Origin of the sequence: Micromonospora sp. ALFpr18c, assembly GCF_008868155.1 — a bacterium.
Lineage (GTDB): Bacteria > Actinomycetota > Actinomycetes > Mycobacteriales > Micromonosporaceae > Micromonospora.
This window is the reverse complement of sequence record NZ_WBKR01000049.1, coordinates 12,671-32,422: the sequence shown is the minus strand read 5'-3', so window position 1 is coordinate 32,422 and position 19,752 is coordinate 12,671. Positions and strand designations below refer to the sequence as shown.

Below are 19,752 nucleotides of genomic sequence, written 5' to 3'. Positions count from 1 at the left end.
CCTACACCCCCCTCGACAACCGGAGTAGTCGAATGCCCCCGACATCGACAGTCGACCGACCCAGCAACGTCTCCGAAGCCCTCGCCCGGGGCCGCCTGGGCATCCCCTCGGTCATCTTCTTCGTGCTCTCCGCCGCCGCGCCGCTGACCGTGGTCGCCGGTGTGGTCACCACCGGCTACGGCGTCATCGGGGTGACCGGCATCCCGCTGGCCTTCCTGGTCGTCGCCGCGGTGCTCGCCCTGTTCTCGGTCGGCTACGTGGCCATGTCGCGCCAGGTCGAGAACGCCGGCGCCTTCTACGCCTACATCTCCCGGGGCCTCGGCCGACCGGCCGGTGTGGGCGCGGCCTGGGTGGCGCTCGTCGCGTACAACGCGTTGCAGGTCGGGCTCTACGGCACCATCGGCGTCGCCGCCGAGCCGGTGCTCGACCGGCTCTTCGGCGGCCACCCGCACTGGTCCATCGTCGCCCTGGTGGCGTGGGCGCTGGTCGGCCTGCTCGGCCTGCTCCGGGTGGACGTCAACGGCCTCGTGCTGGCCGCGCTGCTGGTCGCCGAGATCGTGGTGATCCTCGTCTTCGACCTCGGTCAGCTCGGCAACCCGGCCGACGGTCAGGTCAGCTTCGCCACGTTCGCACCGGACAACCTCTTCGTGCCGGGCGTGGGCGCGGTCCTGGTGCTGGCGATACTCGGGTTCGTGGGCTTCGAGTCCGCAGTGGTCTTCAGCGAGGAGAGCAAGGACCCGAAGCGGACCGTGCCGCTGGCCACCTACCTGTCGGTGGCGATCATCGCCGCGCTGTACGCGCTGTCGTCCTGGACGATGACGGTCGCCGTCGGGCCGGACCGGATCGTCGCCGAGGCGGGCGAGCAGAGCGTCGGGCTGATCTTCAACCTGGCCGCCGCGCACCTCGGCGACACTGCCGTCACCATCGGCCAGGTGCTCTTCCTGACCTCGGTGCTGGCCGCGATGATCTCGTTCCACAACACGACGGCGCGCTACACGTTCGCCCTGGGCCGCGAGCGGGTGCTGCCGGCGGTGTTCGGGCAGACCTCGCCGCGCTCCGGCGCGCCGCGGGCCGCCTCGCTTGCGCAGAGCGTGCTCGGTCTGCTGGTCATCCTGCTGTACGCGGTCAACGGCTGGGATCCGGTGGTCCAGCTGTTCTTCTGGGGTGGCACCACCGGCGGGTTCGGCGTGCTGCTGCTGATCGCCACCACCTCGGTCGCGGTGATCGCCTACTTCGCCCGCTCCGGCGGCGGGGAGAACCTCTGGCGGCGGGCCATCGCACCCGGCCTGGCCACCATCGCCCTCGTCGTGATCATCTGGCTGGCCGTGTCGAACTTCGCCAACCTGCTCGGCGTGGCGCCGGACTCCACCCTGCGCTGGGCGCTGCCCGCCGTGTACCCGGTGGCGGCCGCGCTGGGCGTGATCTGGGGACTGGTGCTGCGCAACAGCCGGCCGGACACGTACGCCCGGATCGGGCTCGGCGCGGCGAGCGCCGCCGCCGCCGTCCGGGCGGAGGCGCCGGCCAGCGTGGAGGCGACGCGATGAGCGTGCGGATCGACCGGCTCGGGCCGGAGGACACCGCCCTGGTGGCCGGCCGCATCGCCGAGGCGTTCACCGAGTTGAGGGTGACGTACTGGTTGGTGCCGGACGCGAGCAAGCGGGAGGCCGTCCTGGCCGGGGACTTCGAGATCCTGGTCGAGCACGCGATGCGGCACGGCATGGTGTACGCCACCGCGGACCGGGCCTCGGTGGCGGTCTGGTTCCCGTCGGTCGGCGAGCAGCCTCCGCCGCCGGCGGACTACGACGCCCGGCTCGCCGCCGCGTGTGGCGAGTGGACCGACCGGTTCCGCCATCTCGACGAGTTGTTCGCGGCGAACCACCCGCATTCCGATCACCACCACCTGGCGTTCCTGGCGACCCAGCCGGAGCGTCAGGGGCAGGGACTGGGCACCGCGCTGCTGGAGCACCACAACGCGTGGCTGGACGCCAACGGGATGCCGGCGTACCTGGAGGCGAGCAGTCCGCGCAGCCGGGACCTGTACGCGAAGCACGGTTACCGCGCCGGGGAGCCGTTCCGGGTGCCCGACGGCACGCCGTTCTGGCCGATGTGGCGCGAGCCGGTGGCTGGCTGACGAGACCGGAACTGTCACGTTCGCGTGACGGACGGTCACATCTCATACGAAGCGGGGCCGGGTCCACGGACCCGGCCCCGCTGTCGTGAGACGACCTAGTACGTGCCGTCGAGCTGGCCGCGCAGCTTGGTCAGCGCCCGGGCGAGCAGCCGGGAGACGTGCATCTGCGAGACGCCGATCTGATCGGCGATCTGCGACTGGGTCAGGTTGCCGTAGAACCGCAGGGTGAGGATCTTCTGCTCGCGCTCGTCGAGGGTGGCCAGCGCGGGGCCGAGGGCGACCCGCAGCTCGGCCAGCTCGAACTCGTTGTCCTCGCCGCCGAGCATGTCGCCCAGCTCGGTGGCCCGGTCACCGTCGCCGGTCGGGGTGGACAGCGACACCGCGTTGTACGCGCGGGCGCCCTCCAGGCCCTCCAGGACCTCTTCCTCGGTGAGCTTGAGGTGGGCGGCGATGTCGGCGACCGTCGGCGAGCGGCCGAGGGTCTGCAGGAGCGAGCTGTTGGCGTCCGAGATGGCCAGCCGCAGCTCCTGGAGGCGACGCGGCACCCGGATGTCCCAGGTGCGGTCGCGGAAGTGCCGCTTGAGCTCGCCGATGATGGTGGGGATCGCGTAACCGGCGAAGTCGACGCCACGCGTGGGGTCGAACTTGTCGATGGCCTTGATCAGGCCGACGGCGGCGGTCTGGGCCAGGTCGTCGGTCGGCTCGCCCCGCCCGCTGTAGCGGTGGGCGAGGTGGTTCGCCAGCGGCAGCCAGGCCTCGATCGCCCGATCACGCAGCGCGGCGCGCGACGGGTGGTTGGCCGGCAGCGCCGCCATGGCGTTGAGCAGGTCGGCAGCGCTGTCGGTGAGCGCGCGCGGGTCCAGCTTCGTGGTGGTCTTGGCCGTGGTGTCCGGCTGCTCGGTGATCGTTGGCGCGGTCATGGTGGTCCTCCCTGCACCTCGTCCGCGGACAAAAGACGTGACGCTTTTTGGTTTAGCTTCGTATGGGCCGTTCGGGACTCACCTTAGCCTGATCGTCTTGAGGAAATCTAGCCGAAAGGCTGATGTACTTAAGGCATTTCAAGTCATGAAACACCTAAATCGGGCGGAAGTCGTATCGGGTGTGAGGCGTCTTGCCTGTCTTCCGGCCCATGCCCCGCGATCCGGTCGCCCCATCCGACCCCGGGCCGGACGGTCGACCGGGGCCGCCGAGCGGTCAACATGAAATCCGACATCAGGGCAGCAGTGTCGACTATCCGTCGTTGTCCCGCCGGTGGGACCGGCCGTAGCGTCGCGTGTACGTACCCGGTTCGGAGGCACCGTGCTCGATCCAGCCGCTCCCCAGCTCGTCGTGAACAGTCGCACGCTCTACTTCAGCTGGTTGCCGGCCGACCCGGACGCGGTGGCCGCCCTCGTCCCGGTCGGGCTCTGCCCCCGCCCGGACCGCCAGGTGTTCCTCAACCAGTACGTCGTCGACGACGAGACGCAGACCTCCGGCTTCGGCGCGTACTCACTGACCTACCTCGGCGTGTCACTGACCGGCGTGGACGCGCCCGGAGGGCTCAACCCGGGTGGCTGGTGGACCCACTACGTGACCTCCAGCCGGCGCGTACGCGAGTACGCCGCCGCGCGTGGCGCCCCGGCGCTCACCGGACGGACCCGCATCGAGGTCGACGGCGAAAACCTGCTCTCGGAGACCGAGATCGACGGGGTGCCGCTGGTGCGGGCCCGATGTCGGGTGGGCGAGACCGGGCACGTGATCAGCAGCGGGCACCACCGCTACTTCACCCGCCGCGACGATCAACTCCTCAGCTCGGTCTACCCGTTCGTGGCGGAGCCGGTCGCGCCGTTCGAGATCGAGTCGGTGGAGTTCCTCCAGCCTCGGCACCCGCTGTACGCGCTGCGGCCGGCCAACCCGCTGACCATCGGCTTCGGCTACTTCTCCCCACGCTCCTCGTTCGCCTACCCCGGTGGGCTGGCCGTGCATCCGGGTTCGTCCAGCATGCCGGAGCCGGCCCGATCGGTTCACCAGGTGCCCGACAGCCTCGCCCGCAGCGGCCTGCCGTCCGGGTCGTAGACCAGCCGGTACACCGGCAACGCCCAGGCACGGGTGTACCACGGCAGCCGCTCGGGGCGGTGCGGGCGCAGCCGACCGGGCGGGCGTTTCCCGACCTGGCCGTCGTCGTACCACTGTTGCAGGGCGTCGGCGGCGGCCGTGACCGCCGCGACGGCGTCGGCCGGGTCGAGCAGGTCGGCGTCGTCGCCACCGTCCGGGTCGCGGTCCAGGTGCTCACGCCACAGCCGCAGCCGCAGGTCCCGGGCGTAGACCCGCGCCCCGTCGCCGCGCCCGGCGGGGTCGACGGGCTCCCGCTCGTCGCGGGTCTCGTCCAGGACGGCGCAGGACAGCTCGCTGTCGTGGGTCCAGGACCGGCGGTTGAAGTTGTCGCTGCCCACGCTGGCCCAGACGTCGTCGACCACGCAGACCTTCGCGTGCACGTAGACCGGGTCACCCGCGTGGTTCTCCACGTCGAACACGTGCACCCGGTCCGGTGCGGCCCGTTCGCACAACGACAGCGCCTGCTCGCGGCCGACCATGTTCGGCGGCAGAGCGAGCCGGCCGTCCACGTCCGGATGCCGGGGTACGACCGCGACCAGGTGCAGCTCGGGGTTGTCCCGCAGTGCCCGCGCGAACAGGTCCGCCACCTCGGTCGACCAGAGGTACTGGTCCTCCAGGTAGATGAGCCGGCGCGCCCGGTGCACCGCCTTGGTGTAACCGCGGGCGACGGTCCGCTCGCCGTCGGGTGCGAAGGAGTAGCGGGGCCGGACGGCCGGGTAGGTGCGCAGCACCTGGATCTGGTGCGGCCCGCAGGCCGGCGGGTCGGCGGGCTGCTCGGGCATCGGATCGGGGCGCAGGTCCGCGCCGCGCAGCCGGTCCCGCAGGTAGGCCATCGGGTTTTCCGAGTCCAGTGGCATCGGGTCGGTCCAGCGCTCCCGGAACAGGGTGTCCAGCGCGCCGACCACCGGGCCGCGCACCGCGAGCTGCACGTCGTGCCAGGGCGGGTGGGGGCCGTAGCGGGGAGACATCCGCACCGGCTGCGGGTCGCCATGGTGGGCGGCGTCGTCGCGGCGGCTGTGGCACAGGTCGATCCCACCGGCGAACGCGATGTCCCGCTCCGGTGCGCCGAGGTGCCGCAGCACCACGAGCTTCTGGTGGTGTGAGCCGCCGCGACGGACCCGCTGGTCGAGCAGCACCTCACCGCCCGCGGCGGAGATCGTCTCGCTGAGGTCGCGGTTCTCCGCCTCGCTGTAGGCCAACGCGTCGAGGTGTGAGCGCCAGATCAGCCCCTTGACCACCACGCCGCGCTGCGCGGCCTCGGCGAAGAGCTGGGCGACGGTCGGGCCGTCCGGGCGCAACCGCTGATCCGGGTCACCCCGCCAGTCGGTGAAGAACAGGTGGTCGCCCGCGGTGAGCGCCTGCACCTCGTCGACCAGCCGGTCGAAGTACGCCGCGCCGTGAATCAACGGCTCGGCGAGGTTTCCGCTGGTCCAGACGGGTAACCCAGAGACCGGGTTGGCCCGTTCCTGTGCGGTGAGGAACCAGTCCTGTAACGGCACGTCCAGCCCCCGGAGGTCGACAACGCCCTCACGGTAGGACCCCGGACGCAGGTCCGCACGCCGGCCCGGCAGACCGGTGACCTGGCCAACGCCATCAACGGCGACGTGACACCAACGAGGAGGCCGCACTATGCCCCGCGAAACGACGAACCCCGTGACCGAGTACCGCGAGCCGGCGGTGGAGAGCGAACGGGGTGCGCTGGTAGCGGTGTTGGTGATGGTGCTCCTGGGGGTGGCGGGGATTTTTGCGGTCTCCTGAGGCGGCGGAGCCGCCGTCCTAGCTATTCGGACATTCACCCTGGACATCACAAGAGCTTTCTAACAGGTTCCTAACACCCGATCGCTAGGTTGTCGTGCATGACGACAACGAAACGCCGCTGGTGTGGCGAGAGTCGGCGTGCTCCGATCATGCTGACGTCGGCGATGCTTGTGTTCGGAACCGCGATATCCATACCGGGCGCGGCCGCCGCTGCGACTGTCTCTCCGGCGGTCAGCAAGGCACCAACCGTGGCGACCCATGAGCAGGCGGTCAGCGTCGGCGAGCGGCAGGCGGTCCTCGACTACTGGACGGCGGAGCGGGTCGCGGCGCTGAACGAGCCCTTGTCCGGCAACTCCCCGACGAGTGGACCGGACGGGGCTCCCTGGACCCGGTCCAACGCCCTGGCCCCGACGGTGGGCCGGCTTTTCTTCACCAACCAAGGCGACGACTCCAGTTGCACGGCGACCGTTGTCGGCAGTGCCAATCTGAGCACTGTGGTGACGGCCGGGCATTGCGTGTTCAACACCGATCTGCTTGGCGATGATGGCCAGTGGGCGACGAATGTGATGTTCGTACCTGGCTACAGTGACGGTCGGGCACCCTACGGCAAGTTTGTCGGTCGCATCGGCGTCGCCGATTCGACCTGGTTGCAGAACAATGCCCAAGATCCGAAATTCGACTCGTATGACCAGGCATTTGTGGTCCTCAACAAGAATGAACGAGGCCGGACGGTCCAGGAGGTGGTCGGGGCGGCGCAGAATGTCGGCTTCGACCTGCCTGGCGCGCAGCTTGTCTTCCAGTTCGGATACCCACGCGGCTCGTCAGACCAGGCCAGGGCTGGCCTTCCGGAGTACACCGGGCGACGGCTGGCCTACTGTACGGGTCAAGCCCGGGAGGCTCGTGGCTCTGCCGACTGGCCCACCCCCAAGGGCCAGTGGGGAACTGCCTGCGTCATGGGCGGTGGCTCCAGTGGCGGCCCGCGTATCGCCGCGTTCGACCCTCTGTCCGGCCTGGGCACCGTGGTGGGTGTCAACACCTGGGCCGAATACATGGGTGGTGTGACCCGCCGGGTGTGTGAGCCCGATGACGAGAACTGTGCCCGTCACCTCGTCGGCCCCCAGTTCACCTCGGCGATCACCAAGCCACTCTATGACCGCGCCCAGCGAGCCCGGGTAGGCGCCTGAATCTCGGGTCGGCACAGGGGCTGCCCCGGACGGGGTCGACCGGCGAGGCGGCGCTGATCGTGAGTCGCCCGGCGGTCGGCCCGCAGGAGTCCGTGGATCTCGTCCACCGGCCGGGACTGTCGTGGCTGGCGCGCCGTGCGGCAGGTACGTGCCCGGCACCCTGAGTGGCTGTGGACGCCGGAGGCTTCGTTCCCCGCGCTGGTTGCCCCCTCTGCGCCCGGCTCCGCCGGCCGAAAGTGGGGCGGCCAGCGGAAATCTAGGTATCGCGGTGCGGGGTCGCAGGCTCGACGATCGGCCTGCGGAACGGCCCCCAGCCCACGAACCGGTCGTACAGGGCTCGCGGGCTCGGACCGTCGTGAGGGTTCAGGTGGTACAGGTCGCGCATCGCCTCGTACAAGAGCCCCGCCAGGTAGATCGACAGGCTCGGCATTTTGCTCTCGTACTCGGCTTTGAGCATGAGTCGTGCCGTCGGGCACGGCCACTGTTGGCCGTCGGCGCGGCACGTCCAGTGCGGCCGTAACGGCGTGTGCGGCGGGGCCTGGCCATGCCGGCGCGGTCGGTCCGCGACCGGCCCGTGGTCAGGTACGGAGATCTGCGCGGAGATCACGCCCGAACCCCGATCGTCCGACACTCCTCTGACCGGATCAGGCGGCCTGCCCGGCCGACCTCCACCCGTAACGCCTCGTTGGGAGCTGTCGCCCAAGCCGGACGATGCGGGACGGGTTCGCTGTGCCAGAACGTGAAGCGCACGGTTCCTCCTTCGCGCTGTCGTGGGAAGGGGCCGCCCCCGCGAGTGCTCGCCCGTCAGGGGCGGCCCCGGTACGAACGCGTCCGCCGGGTTTGGGTCCCTACCGGCCGCGCCGCCTGACCTAACCCTGCCGAGAGTGTTGGGACTGATACACAGCGTTGGTTAAGGTGTTTTGGGCGTCCCGGACGTCCACATGGGAGGTGTGCTGTGAACCACGGACTCATCGCGGCCATGACCGAGGCTGGCGAGACAGCGGAATCTCTTGCGGCTCAGGTGGGCGTAGACCCGAAAACGGCGCAGCGATGGGTCAATCCTGGACGCGTGCCGAGACCTCGTCACCGTTCCCAGATCGCAACGTTGCTCGCTCGGGACGTAGGGGACCTTTGGCCGGACGTACTTAAGCGCCGGGAGCCGTCGTGGTTCCGGCAATGGGCCGAGATCGAACACGAGGCCACCGTCATTCGATGGTTCGAGCTGGCCTGGGTGCCCGGTCTACTACAGACGGAGGCGTACGCCAGGGCCACGCTTCAGATCGAATCCTTCAGCCCTGACGAGGTCGACGAGCTGACCGCAGCACGCATGCAGCGACAGGCCATCCTTCGTCGGCCGCGGCCCCCGCTCGTCGTCGTGCTGATGGACGAGGCTGTTCTACGTCGGCGGGTCGGACTCAACGGCGCGGTCATGCGCGAGCAGTGCGAGCGCATCGCTGTGTGCGCCGAGCTGGTGCAGGTCCATGTGATTCCGCGTGACAACCCGATGTACCTCGGAATGGGCGGCCCGTTCATCCTCGCCGAGGGGCCCGACGGCACGCGAGTGGGGCACCAAGATGGTCAGGTCAAGGCGCACATCACGGACGACGCTGCGGAAATTGCTACCCTCGAACGGCGGTGGGCGCGCATAGTTGGCGATGCTCTACCCAGGACGCAGTCTCTCGACCTCATCAGGGAAGCGGCATCATCATGGACATGACCGGCGCGCAGTGGCGCAAGAGCACGAAAAGCGGCAGCAACGGCGGCGCGTGCGTCGAGGTCGCCGACAATCTCCCCGGTGTCGTCCTTGTTCGCGACACGAAGGACCGCGACGGCGGGACGCTCGCCTTCGGGCCGGCGCAGTGGCAGGGCTTCGTCGACCTCGCGAAGGCTGTCGGCCCCGCCGCCTGACCAGCACTACGCAAAGGCCCCCCGCCCCGAGGCGGGGGGCCTTTCGCATGGTCAGGTCAGGGACGCGGGCCCTGGCCGCCGGTGTGCGGCACCCGCTCGGTGGGGATGACGCCGAGCCGGCCGGCCTTGAAGTCCTCGAACGCCTGAAGCAGCTCGTCGCGGGTGTTCATCACGAACGGCCCGTACTGTGCCACTGGCTCCCGGATGGGCTGACCGCCCATGATGTACAGGTCGAGCGCCGGGGTGTTGCTGTCCTGCGTGGGGTCCGCGCTGAAGCGCAGCGCGTCACCCGCACCGTGCACCGCGAGCTGACCGGTGCGCACCGGCCGCCGGTCGGTGCCGACCGTGCCGCGCCCGCCGAGCACGTACACCAGGGCGTTGAACTCTGGCCGCCAGGGCAGGTCGACCTGCGCCCCCGGCTGCACGGTGACGTGCGTGATGGTGATCGGGGTGAAGGTCGAGCCCGGCCCGCGGTGGCCGGCGATCTCACCCGCGATGACCCGGATCAGCGCGCCACCGTCGGGCGTGGTGAGCAGCGCCGACTCGCGACCCCGGATGTCCTGGTAGCGGGGCGGGTTCATCTTGGCCGAGCGGGGCAGGTTGACCCAGAGTTGGGTGCCGTGGAAGAGGCCGCCGCTCATCACCAGGTGCTCCGGCGGTGCCTCGATGTGCAGCAGGCCGCTCCCGGCCGTCATCCACTGGGTGTCGCCGTCGGTGATGGTGCCGCCGCCACCCTGCGAGTCCTGGTGGTCGAAGACGCCGTCGATGATGTACGTGACGGTCTCGAAGCCGCGGTGCGGGTGCCACGGGGTGCCCTTCGGCTCGCCCGGCGCGTAGTCCACCTCGCCCATCTGGTCGAGGTGGATGAACGGGTCCAGGTCGGTCGTCGACACCCCGGCGAAGGCGCGGCGGACCGGGAAGCCTTCGCCCTCGAAGCCGCTGGGCGCGGTGGTCACGCTGCGGACCTTGCGGAAGCTGGTGGACCCGTCGAGCCTGGGCAGGCGGGGCAGGACGAGGACGTTGTCAACGGTGATCGCGGGCATCGGGGACTCCTTAACGTGTGGCGTGGGTGCTCGACGTGGCGCGGGCCGCCCGTAGGCGGTGACCGAGCCGGTCGAAGACCCGGGTGAGGCAGGCGACCTCGGCGTCGTCGAGGTCGTCCATCAGGTGGGTACGCACCGACGCCAGATGGTGGGGTGCGGCCTCGGACAGGGCCAGCAGCCCGGCGGCGGTGAGCACCGCCTCGCTGCCGCGTCGGTCGTCCGGGCAGGGCTCCTTGCTGACCAGGCCGCGGCGCTGCATGGAGGAGATCTGGTAGGTCAGCCGGCTGGGCGAAAAGATGAGTCGGCTGGCCAGCTCGCCCATCCGCAGGCGCTGGCCCGGCGCCTCGGAGAGCACGACCAGGACGTGGTAGTCGGCGAAGCTGAGGTCGCTGTCGGCCCGCAGGTCCTCTTCCAGCTGGGTGTAGAGACGCTGGCTGGCCTCGATGTAGGCGCGCCAGGCGGCCTCTCGGGTGCTGTCCAGGCTCTCGGTCACATCCGTGACGATAGCACTCCTTCAAAACTTAACTAGTGGCTCCGGGAGTCTCCTGGATCACGTCCGAACGGTCGATGAGGCGGCTTTGTGCAGTTTTGAAGGAAGCGGACGGCAATCCGGCGGCGGATGCCGGGCGGGATGTGCCAGACTCCGCCCTCGTGGAACACGTGGAGCTGACCGCCGACGACCTGTTGCTGCGCCCCTGGCGGGACGCGGACGCCCCCGCCGTCCGTGCCGCCCTGCGCGACCCGGCCATCGCCCAGTGGAACCCGCAGTCCGGTGGCCCGGTCGACGACGAGTACGCCTTGCTCTGGGTCCGCCGCCGCGCCGACTGGTCCGGCGGTGACCACGTCTCCCTGGCGATCACCGACGCCGGCGGTGAGCTGCTGGGCTCGGTGTCGCTGCACCACATCCACCACGGTGACGCCTCGATCGGCTACTGGACGGTGCCGGCGGCGCGCGGGCGCGGGGTGGCGGTACGCGCCGTCGTCCGGCTCACCGACTGGGCGTTCACCGACCTGCGGCTGCACCGGGTGGAGCTGTGCCACGCGGTGGCCAACCCGGCCTCCTGCCGGGTCGCCGACCGGGCCGGCTACGCCGCCGAGGGCACGCTGCGCGAGTCGTACCAGTACGGCGACGGCCGCCGCTACGACGAGCACCTGCACGCCCGCCTGGCCACCGACCGCTGACGCGCGCGCTGCTACTCGGTGACCCGGCGGAGAAACGCCGTGAGGGCGGTCGTGGTGCGGTCGATCTTCTCCGCCAGGGTCAGGGTCTCGTGCATGCGCGGGCCGGCGTGCTTCTTGCCCCGCACGTAGAGCGAGCAGGCCAGGTCGGAGCAGATGTACAGGCCCACGGAGTTGCCCTGCCGACCACCCGGGCCGGCCTTGCGGGCGGTCATCAGTGAGACGCCTTCGCCGGTGTGCGTGGTCAGGCAGAGGGAGCACATGCTGCGGCGGACGCGTCCGGTCTGCTGCGGTGCGGCACGCAGCGCCACCCCGACCAGCCCGCCGCCGGACTCGGCGACCAGGTAGGCCCGCTGCGGCGCCGCCGGGTCGCGCCAGCCGAAGAAGTCGAGGTCGTGCCAGGGGCGCATCTCAAGATCGTTGGGTACGGCCATCCGTTTGGTCTCGCCCTGGGTGCAGTTGACGAAGGACGCCCGGATGGCGGGTTCGGTTGCGACTAACATAGGCATTAGCCTAGCCATCCTAGGCAAGCAATTAACACGATTAGATTTGGAGTGTGCCGCGTGGCACGTGCAGGGGTGACCGCCGAACGCCTGACCCTGGCCGCGGCCGAGCTGGCCGACGAGATCGGGATGGAGAACGTCACCGTCGCCGCGCTCGCCCGCCATTTCGGGGTCAAGGACGCCAGCCTGTACTTCCACATCAGGAACGCCCACGACCTGAGGGTCCGGGTGGCGCTGTTGGCGCTGGCCGAACTCGCCGACCGGGTCGCGTCGGCACTCGCCGGCCGCGCCGGCAAGGACGCCCTGGTGGCCTTCGCCACCGCGTACCGGGACTACGCCAAGGCACACCCGGGCCGGTACGCGGCCATGCAGGTCGACCTCGACCCGGAGACGGCGGCCGCGAGCGCCGGCGTCCGGCACGCCGAGATGACCCGGGCCATCCTGCGCGGCTACCGGCTGGCCGAGCCGGACCAGACCGACGCGGTGCGGATGATGCACAGCACGTTCCACGGATTCGTGAGCCTGGAGCGCACCGGCGGCTTCCGGCACACCCCGCGCCCGGCGGACGAGTCGTGGGCGCGGACCCTGGACGCCCTCGACGCCGTCCTGAGCAACTGGCCGCCGCGCTGACTCAAGGACGGCGTCCGTCCTGTCCGTACCCACGAGGTCGTTCGATGAGGAGTCCCCGGCATGCTGACCGAACTGGAGCTGGCCGACTGGCGGGAGCGGGTGGCCCGGCTGTACCTGTCCGACGTCGACCTGGCCGGGTTCCGCGCCGGCCGCGACGGCCTCTTCGCCACCCACCCGCAGAGCCCGATCCCGGCGGCGCAGCGGTCCGGCTTCACCGGGGTGCGGTACTTCCCCGCCAACCCGGATGCCGTGGTGGAGGCGCCGCTGCGGGCGGCCGACGGCGAGCTGCGCATCGACACCGGCGGCCCGGACGGGGTCGTCGCGTACCGGCGGGTGGCGGTGGCCGAGACGCCGTGGGGGCCGCTGACCCTGTGGTGGATCGAGGCGTACGGAGGTGGGCTGTTCGTCCCGCTGCGCGACGGCACCTGCGGGCGCGAGAGCTACGGGGGAGGCCGCTACCTCACCGACACCGTGAAGGGCACCTTCGGCCGGGGTGTCGAGCTGCTGCCCGGCGACCGGGTCCGCCTCGACGCGAACTATCTCTACAACCCGAGCTGTGCCTACGACGATCGCTGGGCCTGCCCGCTCGCGCCGCCGGAGAACCGCGTCGACGTGCCGCTGCGCGCCGGCGAGCTGGCGTACCACGGCTGACGGCCGCCCCGGCGTGCTGCCGGGACGGCCGGTCGGCCGGTGGTTCAGCGGGCGTTGGTGGCCGGACTGCCCATCTGCATCCGGCCCAGCAACTGCCGGGCCTGGTCGGCGAGCTGCGCGTCGACGGTCACCGCGTACTGGCCGGCACGTAGCGAACTGGCGGAGGTGAAGTCCCGCCTCCCGCCGGTCATCGCGTGCGCGACGGCACCGAACACGGCACCCCAGATCGCGCCGATGACCAGCCCGACCAGGATCACCGCCAGCCAGTTGCCGACCGTGAAGATGCCGAACAACAAACCGATGAAGAGCCCGAACCAGGCACCTGTCCCGGCGCCGAGCAGGGCGGCCCGACCGGTGGTCATCCGCCCCAGCACCGTCTCCACCAGGGTGAGGTTGGTGCCGATGATGGCGCTGTGCTCCACCGGGAAGCGGTTGTCGGCGAGATGGTCCACCACCCGCTGCGCGGACGGATAGTCCGGGTACGAGCCGATGGTCACGGTGGGTGGGCCGGACTCCGGCCCGTGCCCGTCACCGGCCGGTGTCGACATGCGGCCGGCCGGTCCGGATGGAAGCAGGTCGCCACCCTGTGTGCCGGGCCGCCAGGCGGCGGTCGGCCCCGAAGCTGACGTCATGAGCATCCTCCCTCGTCGGCTTCCCGGGTTCCCGCCCACGCCGGCCGGTAACGCCCGTCGCCGTGGCAGTAGCCCTCCCGCTGCGAGGGCATGCGCACGGGCGGGTCGGGTAGACAGTCAGGTGGAGAGCGGACAGATCAGCGACTACGGTTTCCTCGCCGACGGCCGCAGCGCGGCGCTGGTGGACCGCGCCGGCTCGGTGAACTGGTGGTGTCCGGGTCGGTTCGACGCCCCGTCGGTGTTCGGGCGGCTGCTCGACGACAGCGCGGGACACTGGTCGATCCAACCGGAGGGCGACTTCACCGTCGACCGCTCCTACCTTGAGGACACCCTCGTGTTGCGGACCGTGTTCCGCACGGCGCACGGTGAGGTGGCGCTGACCGACGCGCTCGCCTTCGAGCCGAGCGCCCGTGGACACGACATCGGCATGCAATCCCCGCAGGTCCTGGTCCGCAGTGTGCAGGGGCTTTCCGGTGAGGTGCCGATGCGGTTGCTCTACCGGCCCCGGTTCGAGTACGGGCGCACCATCGCGTACATGATCGAGCGGGGCGACCGGCTGGAGGCCATCGCCGGGGCCGCTCGCCTCACGCTGCGCGGCAGCGTGCGGTTGCGGCGCGGCGACGGCGAGGCCCACACGTCGTTCACCGCCCGCGCCGGCACGACCCACAACTTCACCCTCGGGTACGCCCCGACCTACGACGCCCCGCTGCCGGAGGTGCCCGACGCCGACCAGACCATCGCCGACACCGTCGCCGGCTGGCGGTCCTGGACGGCCGAGCACCCGTACGACGGGCTCTACGCCGAGCAGGTGCGGCGCAGCCGGCTGGTGGTCCAGGGCATGACCTACCGGCCCAGCGGGGCGGTGGTGGCCTCGGTGACCACCTCCCTGCCCGAGGAACTCGGCGGGGACCGCAACTACGACTACCGCTACGTCTGGGTGCGCGACTTCAGCCTCACCCTGCGCGCGCTGTGGCGGACGGCGTGCCTCGACGAGGTGAAGCGGCAGTTCGCCTGGCTGGGCCGGGCGATGGGCCGCGTCGACGACAAACCCGTGCCCATCATGTACGGGGTGCTCGGGGAACGCGACCTCACCGAGCACCGCCTGGATCAGCTCGGCGGATACCGCGACAACCCGCCGGTGGTGATCGGCAACAACGCCTGGCAACAGCGGCAGACCGACATCTTCGGCGAGGCGATGGATGCCGCCTGGTTGATGCGCGACAAGCTGGAGCCGCTGGATCCGGAGGTGCACCACGTCCTCCGGGTGCTCGCCGACCAGGCTGTGCGGGACTGGACGCTGCCCGACGCGGGGATGTGGGAGGAGCGCGGCGTCCAGCACCACCACGTGTCGTCGAAGGTGCAGTGCTGGGTGGCTCTGGATCGGGCGGTCCGTTTCGGTGACCGGCTCGGTGAACCGCGGGACCTGGCCCGCTGGGCGGCCGCCCGCGACGAGGTGCGCGCCCAGGTGCTCGAACGGGGGTGGAGTGACCGGCTGCAGTCGTACACCGGCAGTTTCGAATCCGACGAGCTGGACGCGTCGGTGCTGGTGATGCCGCTGGTCGGGTTTCTCCCCGCCGGCGATCCGCGGATGCGCTCGACGATCAGCGCCGTGCAGCGGCGGCTGTCGCACGACGGCCTGCTGCGGCGCTGGGACGGCGACCCGGCCGGGTTCGTCATCTGCTCGTTCTGGCTGGTGTGCTGCCTGGCGCTGGCCGGTGAGCGGGACCGGGCGCACGAGCTGTTCCGGGCGCTGGCGGGGAGGGTCAACGACCTCGGCCTGTTCGCCGAGCAGATCGATCCGCTGACCGGTGAGCAGTTGGGCAACTTTCCCCAGGCGTTCTCGCACATCGGCCTGATCAACGCCGCCGGTGTGCTGACCGACGTCGAGCAGGACCCGGAGTTGCGCGGCCTCGGTATGCCCCCGGCGCACCTCAGCCCGGTACGTCCCTGAGCCGCACTTTTATCGGAATCGTGACAACTGTCGCTTGCCTGAATCGACGCTCTATCGGTCATCGGTGCCACCACCCGCCACCCTGCTCGCCGTTCTCACCGCACTCTGCCCCGCCCCGCCCGGGGCGGTGCGGCCCTCGCATCACCCTCCACCCGTCGGGGTCCTTGATCGCGCCACGCGGGCCGACCTGCTCGTTGCTGCGGTCCGTCATCGTCATCACCCTCTCTTCGAACAGGTGTGCCAGTACCCTGATCGGTGGTGGTTCATGCCGGTCCACCGCCGCTCCAATGGCCTGGGGTTGCGGTGCGGCATCAGCGAGCCCTGGCGCCGCTCTGGTTCGGTGCGTGAGGAGTTCCGGATGTGGTGGCGGGCTGCGGGGTGGTCGGGGCGATGATGGGTGAGATGTCCTGCCGGGTGGAGAGTCTGGCGAGGGAGGCCGTTGGGTTGGCGACCTCGGGGGCCGCCGCCAGTCCTGGGCCGGGAACGGCCCGAGGGGAATTCGTCGTACTCCCCAGCGCGGGCGTAGCCGCAGGAGGTGGAGGCGTCGACCGCCACCCGCTGACAGCCGAGGCAACCGCGGCGACGCCGGCGGCGCCGGCGGCGGCGGCGGAGGAAATGTATCCGCGTTTGATGTCGGCGCGGGCCGCCACGACAGTCTGCGGATCATGGCCGCTTTTGTCGAGCGAGGACCACGTTATGCCGACCGTCGCCGAATATGCGGCTGCCGCGGCCAATTTCGCGAAGGAGAGGGCGTAGCGTTCGTAAGACACGCCCTTCTGTTCGTACTCGGCCCAGCATGCCGAGATGGCGCGGTGCCCCAACAGCACGGCAGTGCCCAGGATTACGGGCAAAGCAAGCTGATGCTTTCGCCCGTAAGCTTCGCTGAATAGTGCTAGCGAATCCACGATCTTGTTGCGGCTCTCGTCATCTCCAAAAGCCCTTCGAGCCCCCTCGAGTCCTCGACGGAAAGCGCTTCGCGGTTCGCCATCGCTCGGCGCGGGCGTCCGCTCCCATGCGCTCCGCGCGAAAGCAGCCAGGTTGGTCACACCGCCCGCTAACGCGAAGTAGCCCCCGTTTCCCAGTTCCTCTCGGTTCAGCTTGACAACCTTCGGGTCATGATTGCTGCTATCGATCGAACTGATCGTCTGAAGAGGCATTCCCATCGGAATAACGGCACTGGCCGCGTCGTACAGACCCCAGATTACTTTCGCGTACTCTACGGGCTGTTTCGTCTGGAGGTTCTTCAACTGCTCAGCCGCAGGCACCCAAAGCGCCTGCACGCCGTCGGTGAGAAACATGGCGATCGCGGCCCCCTTGAGGGCATCTTTTGATACCCGCCGACGGCCGAGGGCGTCGGCGGTGAACGCGCCCGTGTAGACCAAGTTGGCGAACGGCTGAGGGTCGCTGAGCACACTTTTCAGCCGTGCGCCGATCCTTCGGCTCTCCGCCGGCTCGAGGCCCGTCCACCCGCTACCACCCTCCTCCAGATGGCGAAGCGAGTCGGTGTCATTCGGCCGTTCGATTGTAGGCTCCAGAGTTTCTGGCATGTTTCGGTTCGTAGAATTTTGCATGTCAACTCCTATCGGACAGAAGCATCCCGGACGGAAGGACCTTTCTCGGATGATTCACGGAGCGTAGGGATATCTCAATCAGTTGATACACCCGCTCACTGATGGGAACGTTCGTAAACCACGACAGGTTCAGCCACGGCGTTCGGCAATTCCATTGCCGCGGTCCTGGGAGCAACCACCGAAGCGCCAGGCCGCCGCCTACGATCACCGGATGAGCGTGGACTCGTCGAGTGTCGTCGTGGTCGGGGCGGGCGTCGCCGGGGTGGCCTGTGCGGTCGAGTTGACGAGGGCCGGGGTGCCGGTGCAGGTCCGCGAGCGGGGGCACGTGTGCGGCGGCCGGATGGCCAGTAAACGCTTCGCGGGTCGCCCCGCGGACATCGGCGCCGCATACTTCACCGTCAGCGACCCGGACTTCGCCGTCGTGGTCGAGCGGTGGCGCGCCGCCGGCCTGGTTCGCGAGTGGACCGACACGTTCCAGTCGTACGACCGGGAGGGGCGCCACGAGGTGCCCGGCCCGATGCGCTTCGCCGCGCCGCGCGGACTCCGCTCGCTGGTCGAACACCTGGCCGCCCCGCTGCCGCTGACCGTCGACCGGTTGGTGCTCACCGTCGAACCGGGGCCGATCGTGGACGGTGAGCCGTGCGCGGCTGTCGTCCTGGCCATGCCCGGCCCGCAGGCCGCCCTGCTGCTCGACCCGGCCCTGGCCGCCGCCACCGGTGTCGTGCAGGCGCAGAGCTGGGCGCCGTCGCTCGCCGGCGTACTGCGCTTTCCGAACCGGCGCTGGCCGGACTTCGGCGGCGCGTTCGTCAACGACCATCCGGTGCTCAACCTCGTCTGCGACGACGGTGACCGGCGCGGGGACGCCGCACCGGTGCTGGTCGCGCACACCGTGCCGGAGTTCGCCGGTGCTCACCTGGCCCAGCCCACCGGGGCCGGCCCGGCCATCGCGCAGGCCGTCCAGGATCTGCTGGGCCTGCCCGAGCAGGCCGCCGACGTGCACGTGCACCGCTGGACGTACGCGAAGCCGACGGGCGGCGCGGGCGGCGACACCTATCACCTGGATGCCGACGGGATCGGCCTGGCCGGTGACGCGTTCGGCAAGCCCCGGGTGCAGAGCGCCTGGCGTTCCGGACGGGACCTCGGCCGCGCGCTGGCCGCCCGCCTCGCCTGAGGAGTACGCGCGCTCAGGCGTGGCCGGCGGCGGCCACGGGCTGGGCGGAGGCGTCGCGTTCGGCCGGGTCGGAGGTCCGTTCGCCCTCGCGGTCCAGCAGTTGCATGACCGGCGTCGCCGTGATGCCGTGTACCACCACCGACACGAGCACCACCAGGCCGACGGTGGCCCAGAGCAGTTCCGCCTGCGGAAAGTCCGCCTTCGTGGTGGCGTACGCGAGGTAGTAGAACGAGCCCACCCCGCGGATGCCGAACAACGCGATCACCCAGTGCTCGGCCGGCCGGCCGGGTGCCCCGCGCAGCGACACCCAGCCCATCAACGGCCTGATCAGGAACACCAGCGCCAGCCCGACGGCCGCCGCCGACCAGGTCAGCGAGGAGAGCAGGCCGCCCACGATCGCGCCGCCGAGCAGCAGCAACAGCACCAGGGTGAGCAGTCGTTCGATCTGCTCGGCGAAATCATGCAGCACCGCGTGGAACTCGTGGGTCCGTTCGGCCGCGCGGATCGCCCGGGCGGCCACGAACACCGCCAGGAAGCCGTACCCGCCGACCACCTCCACCAGCCCGTACGCCAGGAAGGTGGCGGCCAGGGCCAGGAAACCCTCGGCGTGCCGGGCCAGCCGCAGCTTGCTGGGCGCCCGGAAGAACAGCTTGCCGAGCAGCCAGCCGATGAGCAGACCGCCGCCGACGCCGACGGACACCTTCCACAGCACGTCCACGGTGAACCACTCGGCCAGCCAGTCGCGCGGGGCGAGACTCGTCGAGGCGATGGCGATGGCCGCGTAGACGAACGGGAACGCCAGGCCGTCGTTGAGGCCGGCCTCGGAGGTCAACGCGAAGCGGACCTCGTCCTCGGAGTCCTCCACATCGGTCGGCTCGCCGACCTGCACGTCCGCGGCGAGCACCGGGTCGGTCGGAGCCAGCGCGGCGCCCAGCAGCAGCGCGGCGGCCGGCACCAGCCCGGCCCACCACCAGCCGAGCAGCGCCACCGCCGCGATGCTCAGCGGCATCGCGATGGCCAGCAGCCGCCAGGTCGACGACCAGCGGGCCCAGCTCAACGGTCGGTCGATCTTGAGGCCGGCGCCCATCAGGGCGACGATCACCCCGATCTCGGTGAGGTGGGTGGTCAGCTCCGGGTGGACCAGCGGATCCGGTGTCGGCAGACCCACCGGCAGCAGGAAGACCAGCATGCCGAGGGCCAGGAAGGCGATCGGCATGGACAGTGGACGCCGCTCCAGCACCCGGGGCAGGATGCCCGCGAGCAGGGCGCCCAAGCCCACCAGCGCGAACGCCACGTCTACCGGCTCCACCGTGCCACCTTCCGGCCGCGCCCACGGTTGCGGGCAG

The 19,752-nt window shown here is 70.4% G+C and carries 21 protein-coding genes; 11 read left to right on the top strand and 10 right to left on the bottom strand.

Annotation, left to right across the window (positions count from 1 at the left end; all coding sequences use genetic code 11):
- Nucleotides 1–32: 32 nt before the first annotated feature.
- Both F8271_RS11955 and F8271_RS11950 read left to right on the top strand, forming a co-directional pair.
- On the top strand, nucleotides 33–1,544 hold the full coding sequence (locus F8271_RS11955) for an APC family permease (protein ID WP_151489767.1): 1,512 nt from the start codon (nucleotides 33–35) through the stop codon (nucleotides 1,542–1,544).
- The gene (locus tag F8271_RS11950; protein ID WP_151489766.1) at nucleotides 1,541–2,131 is read left to right on the top strand and encodes a GNAT family N-acetyltransferase; all 591 of its coding nucleotides are present in this window, start codon (nucleotides 1,541–1,543) and stop codon (nucleotides 2,129–2,131) included. The genes F8271_RS11955 and F8271_RS11950 overlap by 4 nt, the downstream gene beginning before the upstream one ends.
- A gap of 95 nt (nucleotides 2,132–2,226) precedes the next feature.
- Here the strand turns inward: F8271_RS11950 and F8271_RS11945 are convergent, their stop codons facing one another.
- Complete coding sequence (locus F8271_RS11945; RefSeq protein WP_151489765.1) at nucleotides 2,227–3,051, bottom strand: SigB/SigF/SigG family RNA polymerase sigma factor; 825 nt, start codon at nucleotides 3,049–3,051, stop codon at nucleotides 2,227–2,229.
- A 379-nt stretch (nucleotides 3,052–3,430) separates the two neighbouring features.
- On the opposite strand from F8271_RS11945, the gene F8271_RS11940 reads away from it, so the two are divergent.
- Nucleotides 3,431–4,186, top strand: a complete 756-nt coding sequence (locus F8271_RS11940) for a hypothetical protein (protein WP_151489764.1) — start codon at nucleotides 3,431–3,433, stop codon at nucleotides 4,184–4,186.
- On the opposite strand, the gene F8271_RS11935 is transcribed toward F8271_RS11940, so the two are convergent.
- Nucleotides 4,135–5,724: a phospholipase D-like domain-containing protein gene (locus F8271_RS11935; RefSeq protein WP_151489763.1), complete on the bottom strand. Its 1,590-nt coding sequence runs from the start codon at nucleotides 5,722–5,724 to the stop codon at nucleotides 4,135–4,137. The genes F8271_RS11940 and F8271_RS11935 overlap by 52 nt on opposite strands.
- A 408-nt stretch (nucleotides 5,725–6,132) precedes the next feature.
- On the opposite strand from F8271_RS11935, the gene F8271_RS11930 reads away from it, so the two are divergent.
- Nucleotides 6,133–7,167, top strand: a complete 1,035-nt coding sequence (locus tag F8271_RS11930; RefSeq protein ID WP_151489762.1) for a serine protease — start codon at nucleotides 6,133–6,135, stop codon at nucleotides 7,165–7,167.
- A gap of 256 nt (nucleotides 7,168–7,423) precedes the next feature.
- On the opposite strand, the gene F8271_RS11925 is transcribed toward F8271_RS11930, so the two are convergent.
- Nucleotides 7,424–7,771, bottom strand: coding sequence for a hypothetical protein (locus F8271_RS11925; RefSeq protein WP_151489769.1), 348 nt, complete (start codon nucleotides 7,769–7,771; stop codon nucleotides 7,424–7,426).
- Nucleotides 7,772–8,122: 351 nt separating this feature from the next.
- On the opposite strand from F8271_RS11925, the gene F8271_RS11920 reads away from it, so the two are divergent.
- Both F8271_RS11920 and F8271_RS11915 read left to right on the top strand, forming a co-directional pair.
- The gene (locus F8271_RS11920) at nucleotides 8,123–8,884 is read left to right on the top strand and encodes a DUF5753 domain-containing protein (protein ID WP_151489761.1); all 762 of its coding nucleotides are present in this window, start codon (nucleotides 8,123–8,125) and stop codon (nucleotides 8,882–8,884) included.
- The gene (locus tag F8271_RS11915; RefSeq protein ID WP_151489760.1) at nucleotides 8,881–9,075 is read left to right on the top strand and encodes a DUF397 domain-containing protein; all 195 of its coding nucleotides are present in this window, start codon (nucleotides 8,881–8,883) and stop codon (nucleotides 9,073–9,075) included. Before F8271_RS11920 ends, F8271_RS11915 begins: the two co-directional genes overlap by 4 nt.
- Before the next feature lie 56 nt (nucleotides 9,076–9,131).
- Here F8271_RS11915 and F8271_RS11910 read toward each other — a convergent pair whose 3' ends face one another.
- Nucleotides 9,132–10,118, bottom strand: coding sequence for a pirin family protein (locus F8271_RS11910; RefSeq protein WP_151489759.1), 987 nt, complete (start codon nucleotides 10,116–10,118; stop codon nucleotides 9,132–9,134).
- 10 nt (nucleotides 10,119–10,128) lie between these two features.
- Complete coding sequence (locus tag F8271_RS11905; RefSeq protein ID WP_151489758.1) at nucleotides 10,129–10,611, bottom strand: MarR family winged helix-turn-helix transcriptional regulator; 483 nt, start codon at nucleotides 10,609–10,611, stop codon at nucleotides 10,129–10,131.
- Nucleotides 10,612–10,769: 158 nt separating this feature from the next.
- Between F8271_RS11905 and F8271_RS11900 the strand changes: the two genes are divergently transcribed.
- Nucleotides 10,770–11,300, top strand: a complete 531-nt coding sequence (locus tag F8271_RS11900; protein WP_151489757.1) for a GNAT family N-acetyltransferase — start codon at nucleotides 10,770–10,772, stop codon at nucleotides 11,298–11,300.
- An 11-nt stretch (nucleotides 11,301–11,311) separates the two neighbouring features.
- On the opposite strand, the gene F8271_RS11895 is transcribed toward F8271_RS11900, so the two are convergent.
- Nucleotides 11,312–11,800, bottom strand: a complete 489-nt coding sequence (locus F8271_RS11895) for an FBP domain-containing protein (protein WP_151489756.1) — start codon at nucleotides 11,798–11,800, stop codon at nucleotides 11,312–11,314.
- 75 nt (nucleotides 11,801–11,875) lie between these two features.
- Between F8271_RS11895 and F8271_RS11890 the strand changes: the two genes are divergently transcribed.
- Nucleotides 11,876–12,430: a TetR/AcrR family transcriptional regulator gene (locus F8271_RS11890; RefSeq protein WP_225854446.1), complete on the top strand. Its 555-nt coding sequence runs from the start codon at nucleotides 11,876–11,878 to the stop codon at nucleotides 12,428–12,430.
- Between the two features lie 60 nt (nucleotides 12,431–12,490).
- Nucleotides 12,491–13,081, top strand: a complete 591-nt coding sequence (locus tag F8271_RS11885) for a DUF1684 domain-containing protein (RefSeq protein WP_370461897.1) — start codon at nucleotides 12,491–12,493, stop codon at nucleotides 13,079–13,081.
- Nucleotides 13,082–13,125: 44 nt separating this feature from the next.
- Here the strand turns inward: F8271_RS11885 and F8271_RS11880 are convergent, their stop codons facing one another.
- On the bottom strand, nucleotides 13,126–13,713 hold the full coding sequence (locus tag F8271_RS11880) for a general stress protein (RefSeq protein WP_151489754.1): 588 nt from the start codon (nucleotides 13,711–13,713) through the stop codon (nucleotides 13,126–13,128).
- Nucleotides 13,714–13,834: 121 nt separating this feature from the next.
- Between F8271_RS11880 and F8271_RS11875 the strand changes: the two genes are divergently transcribed.
- A complete protein-coding gene (locus F8271_RS11875; RefSeq protein WP_151489753.1) occupies nucleotides 13,835–15,664 on the top strand; it encodes a glycoside hydrolase family 15 protein in 1,830 nt (609 codons plus the stop codon).
- A gap of 58 nt (nucleotides 15,665–15,722) precedes the next feature.
- Here the strand turns inward: F8271_RS11875 and F8271_RS32360 are convergent, their stop codons facing one another.
- Nucleotides 15,723–15,875, bottom strand: a complete 153-nt coding sequence (locus F8271_RS32360) for a hypothetical protein (RefSeq protein WP_192580254.1) — start codon at nucleotides 15,873–15,875, stop codon at nucleotides 15,723–15,725.
- A 100-nt stretch (nucleotides 15,876–15,975) separates the two neighbouring features.
- Entirely contained in the window at nucleotides 15,976–17,211 is a 1,236-nt protein-coding gene (locus F8271_RS11870; protein ID WP_151489752.1) for a hypothetical protein, read from the bottom strand.
- A gap of 235 nt (nucleotides 17,212–17,446) precedes the next feature.
- Here F8271_RS11870 and F8271_RS11865 point away from each other — a divergent pair, with 235 nt between their 5' ends.
- Nucleotides 17,447–18,406, top strand: a complete 960-nt coding sequence (locus F8271_RS11865) for an NAD(P)/FAD-dependent oxidoreductase (RefSeq protein WP_151489751.1) — start codon at nucleotides 17,447–17,449, stop codon at nucleotides 18,404–18,406.
- Nucleotides 18,407–18,419: 13 nt separating this feature from the next.
- On the opposite strand, the gene F8271_RS11860 is transcribed toward F8271_RS11865, so the two are convergent.
- Nucleotides 18,420–19,715 (bottom strand): sodium:proton antiporter, encoded by a 1,296-nt coding sequence (locus tag F8271_RS11860; protein WP_151489750.1) that lies wholly within the window; start codon nucleotides 19,713–19,715, stop codon nucleotides 18,420–18,422.
- Between the last annotated feature and the right edge of the window lie 37 nt (nucleotides 19,716–19,752).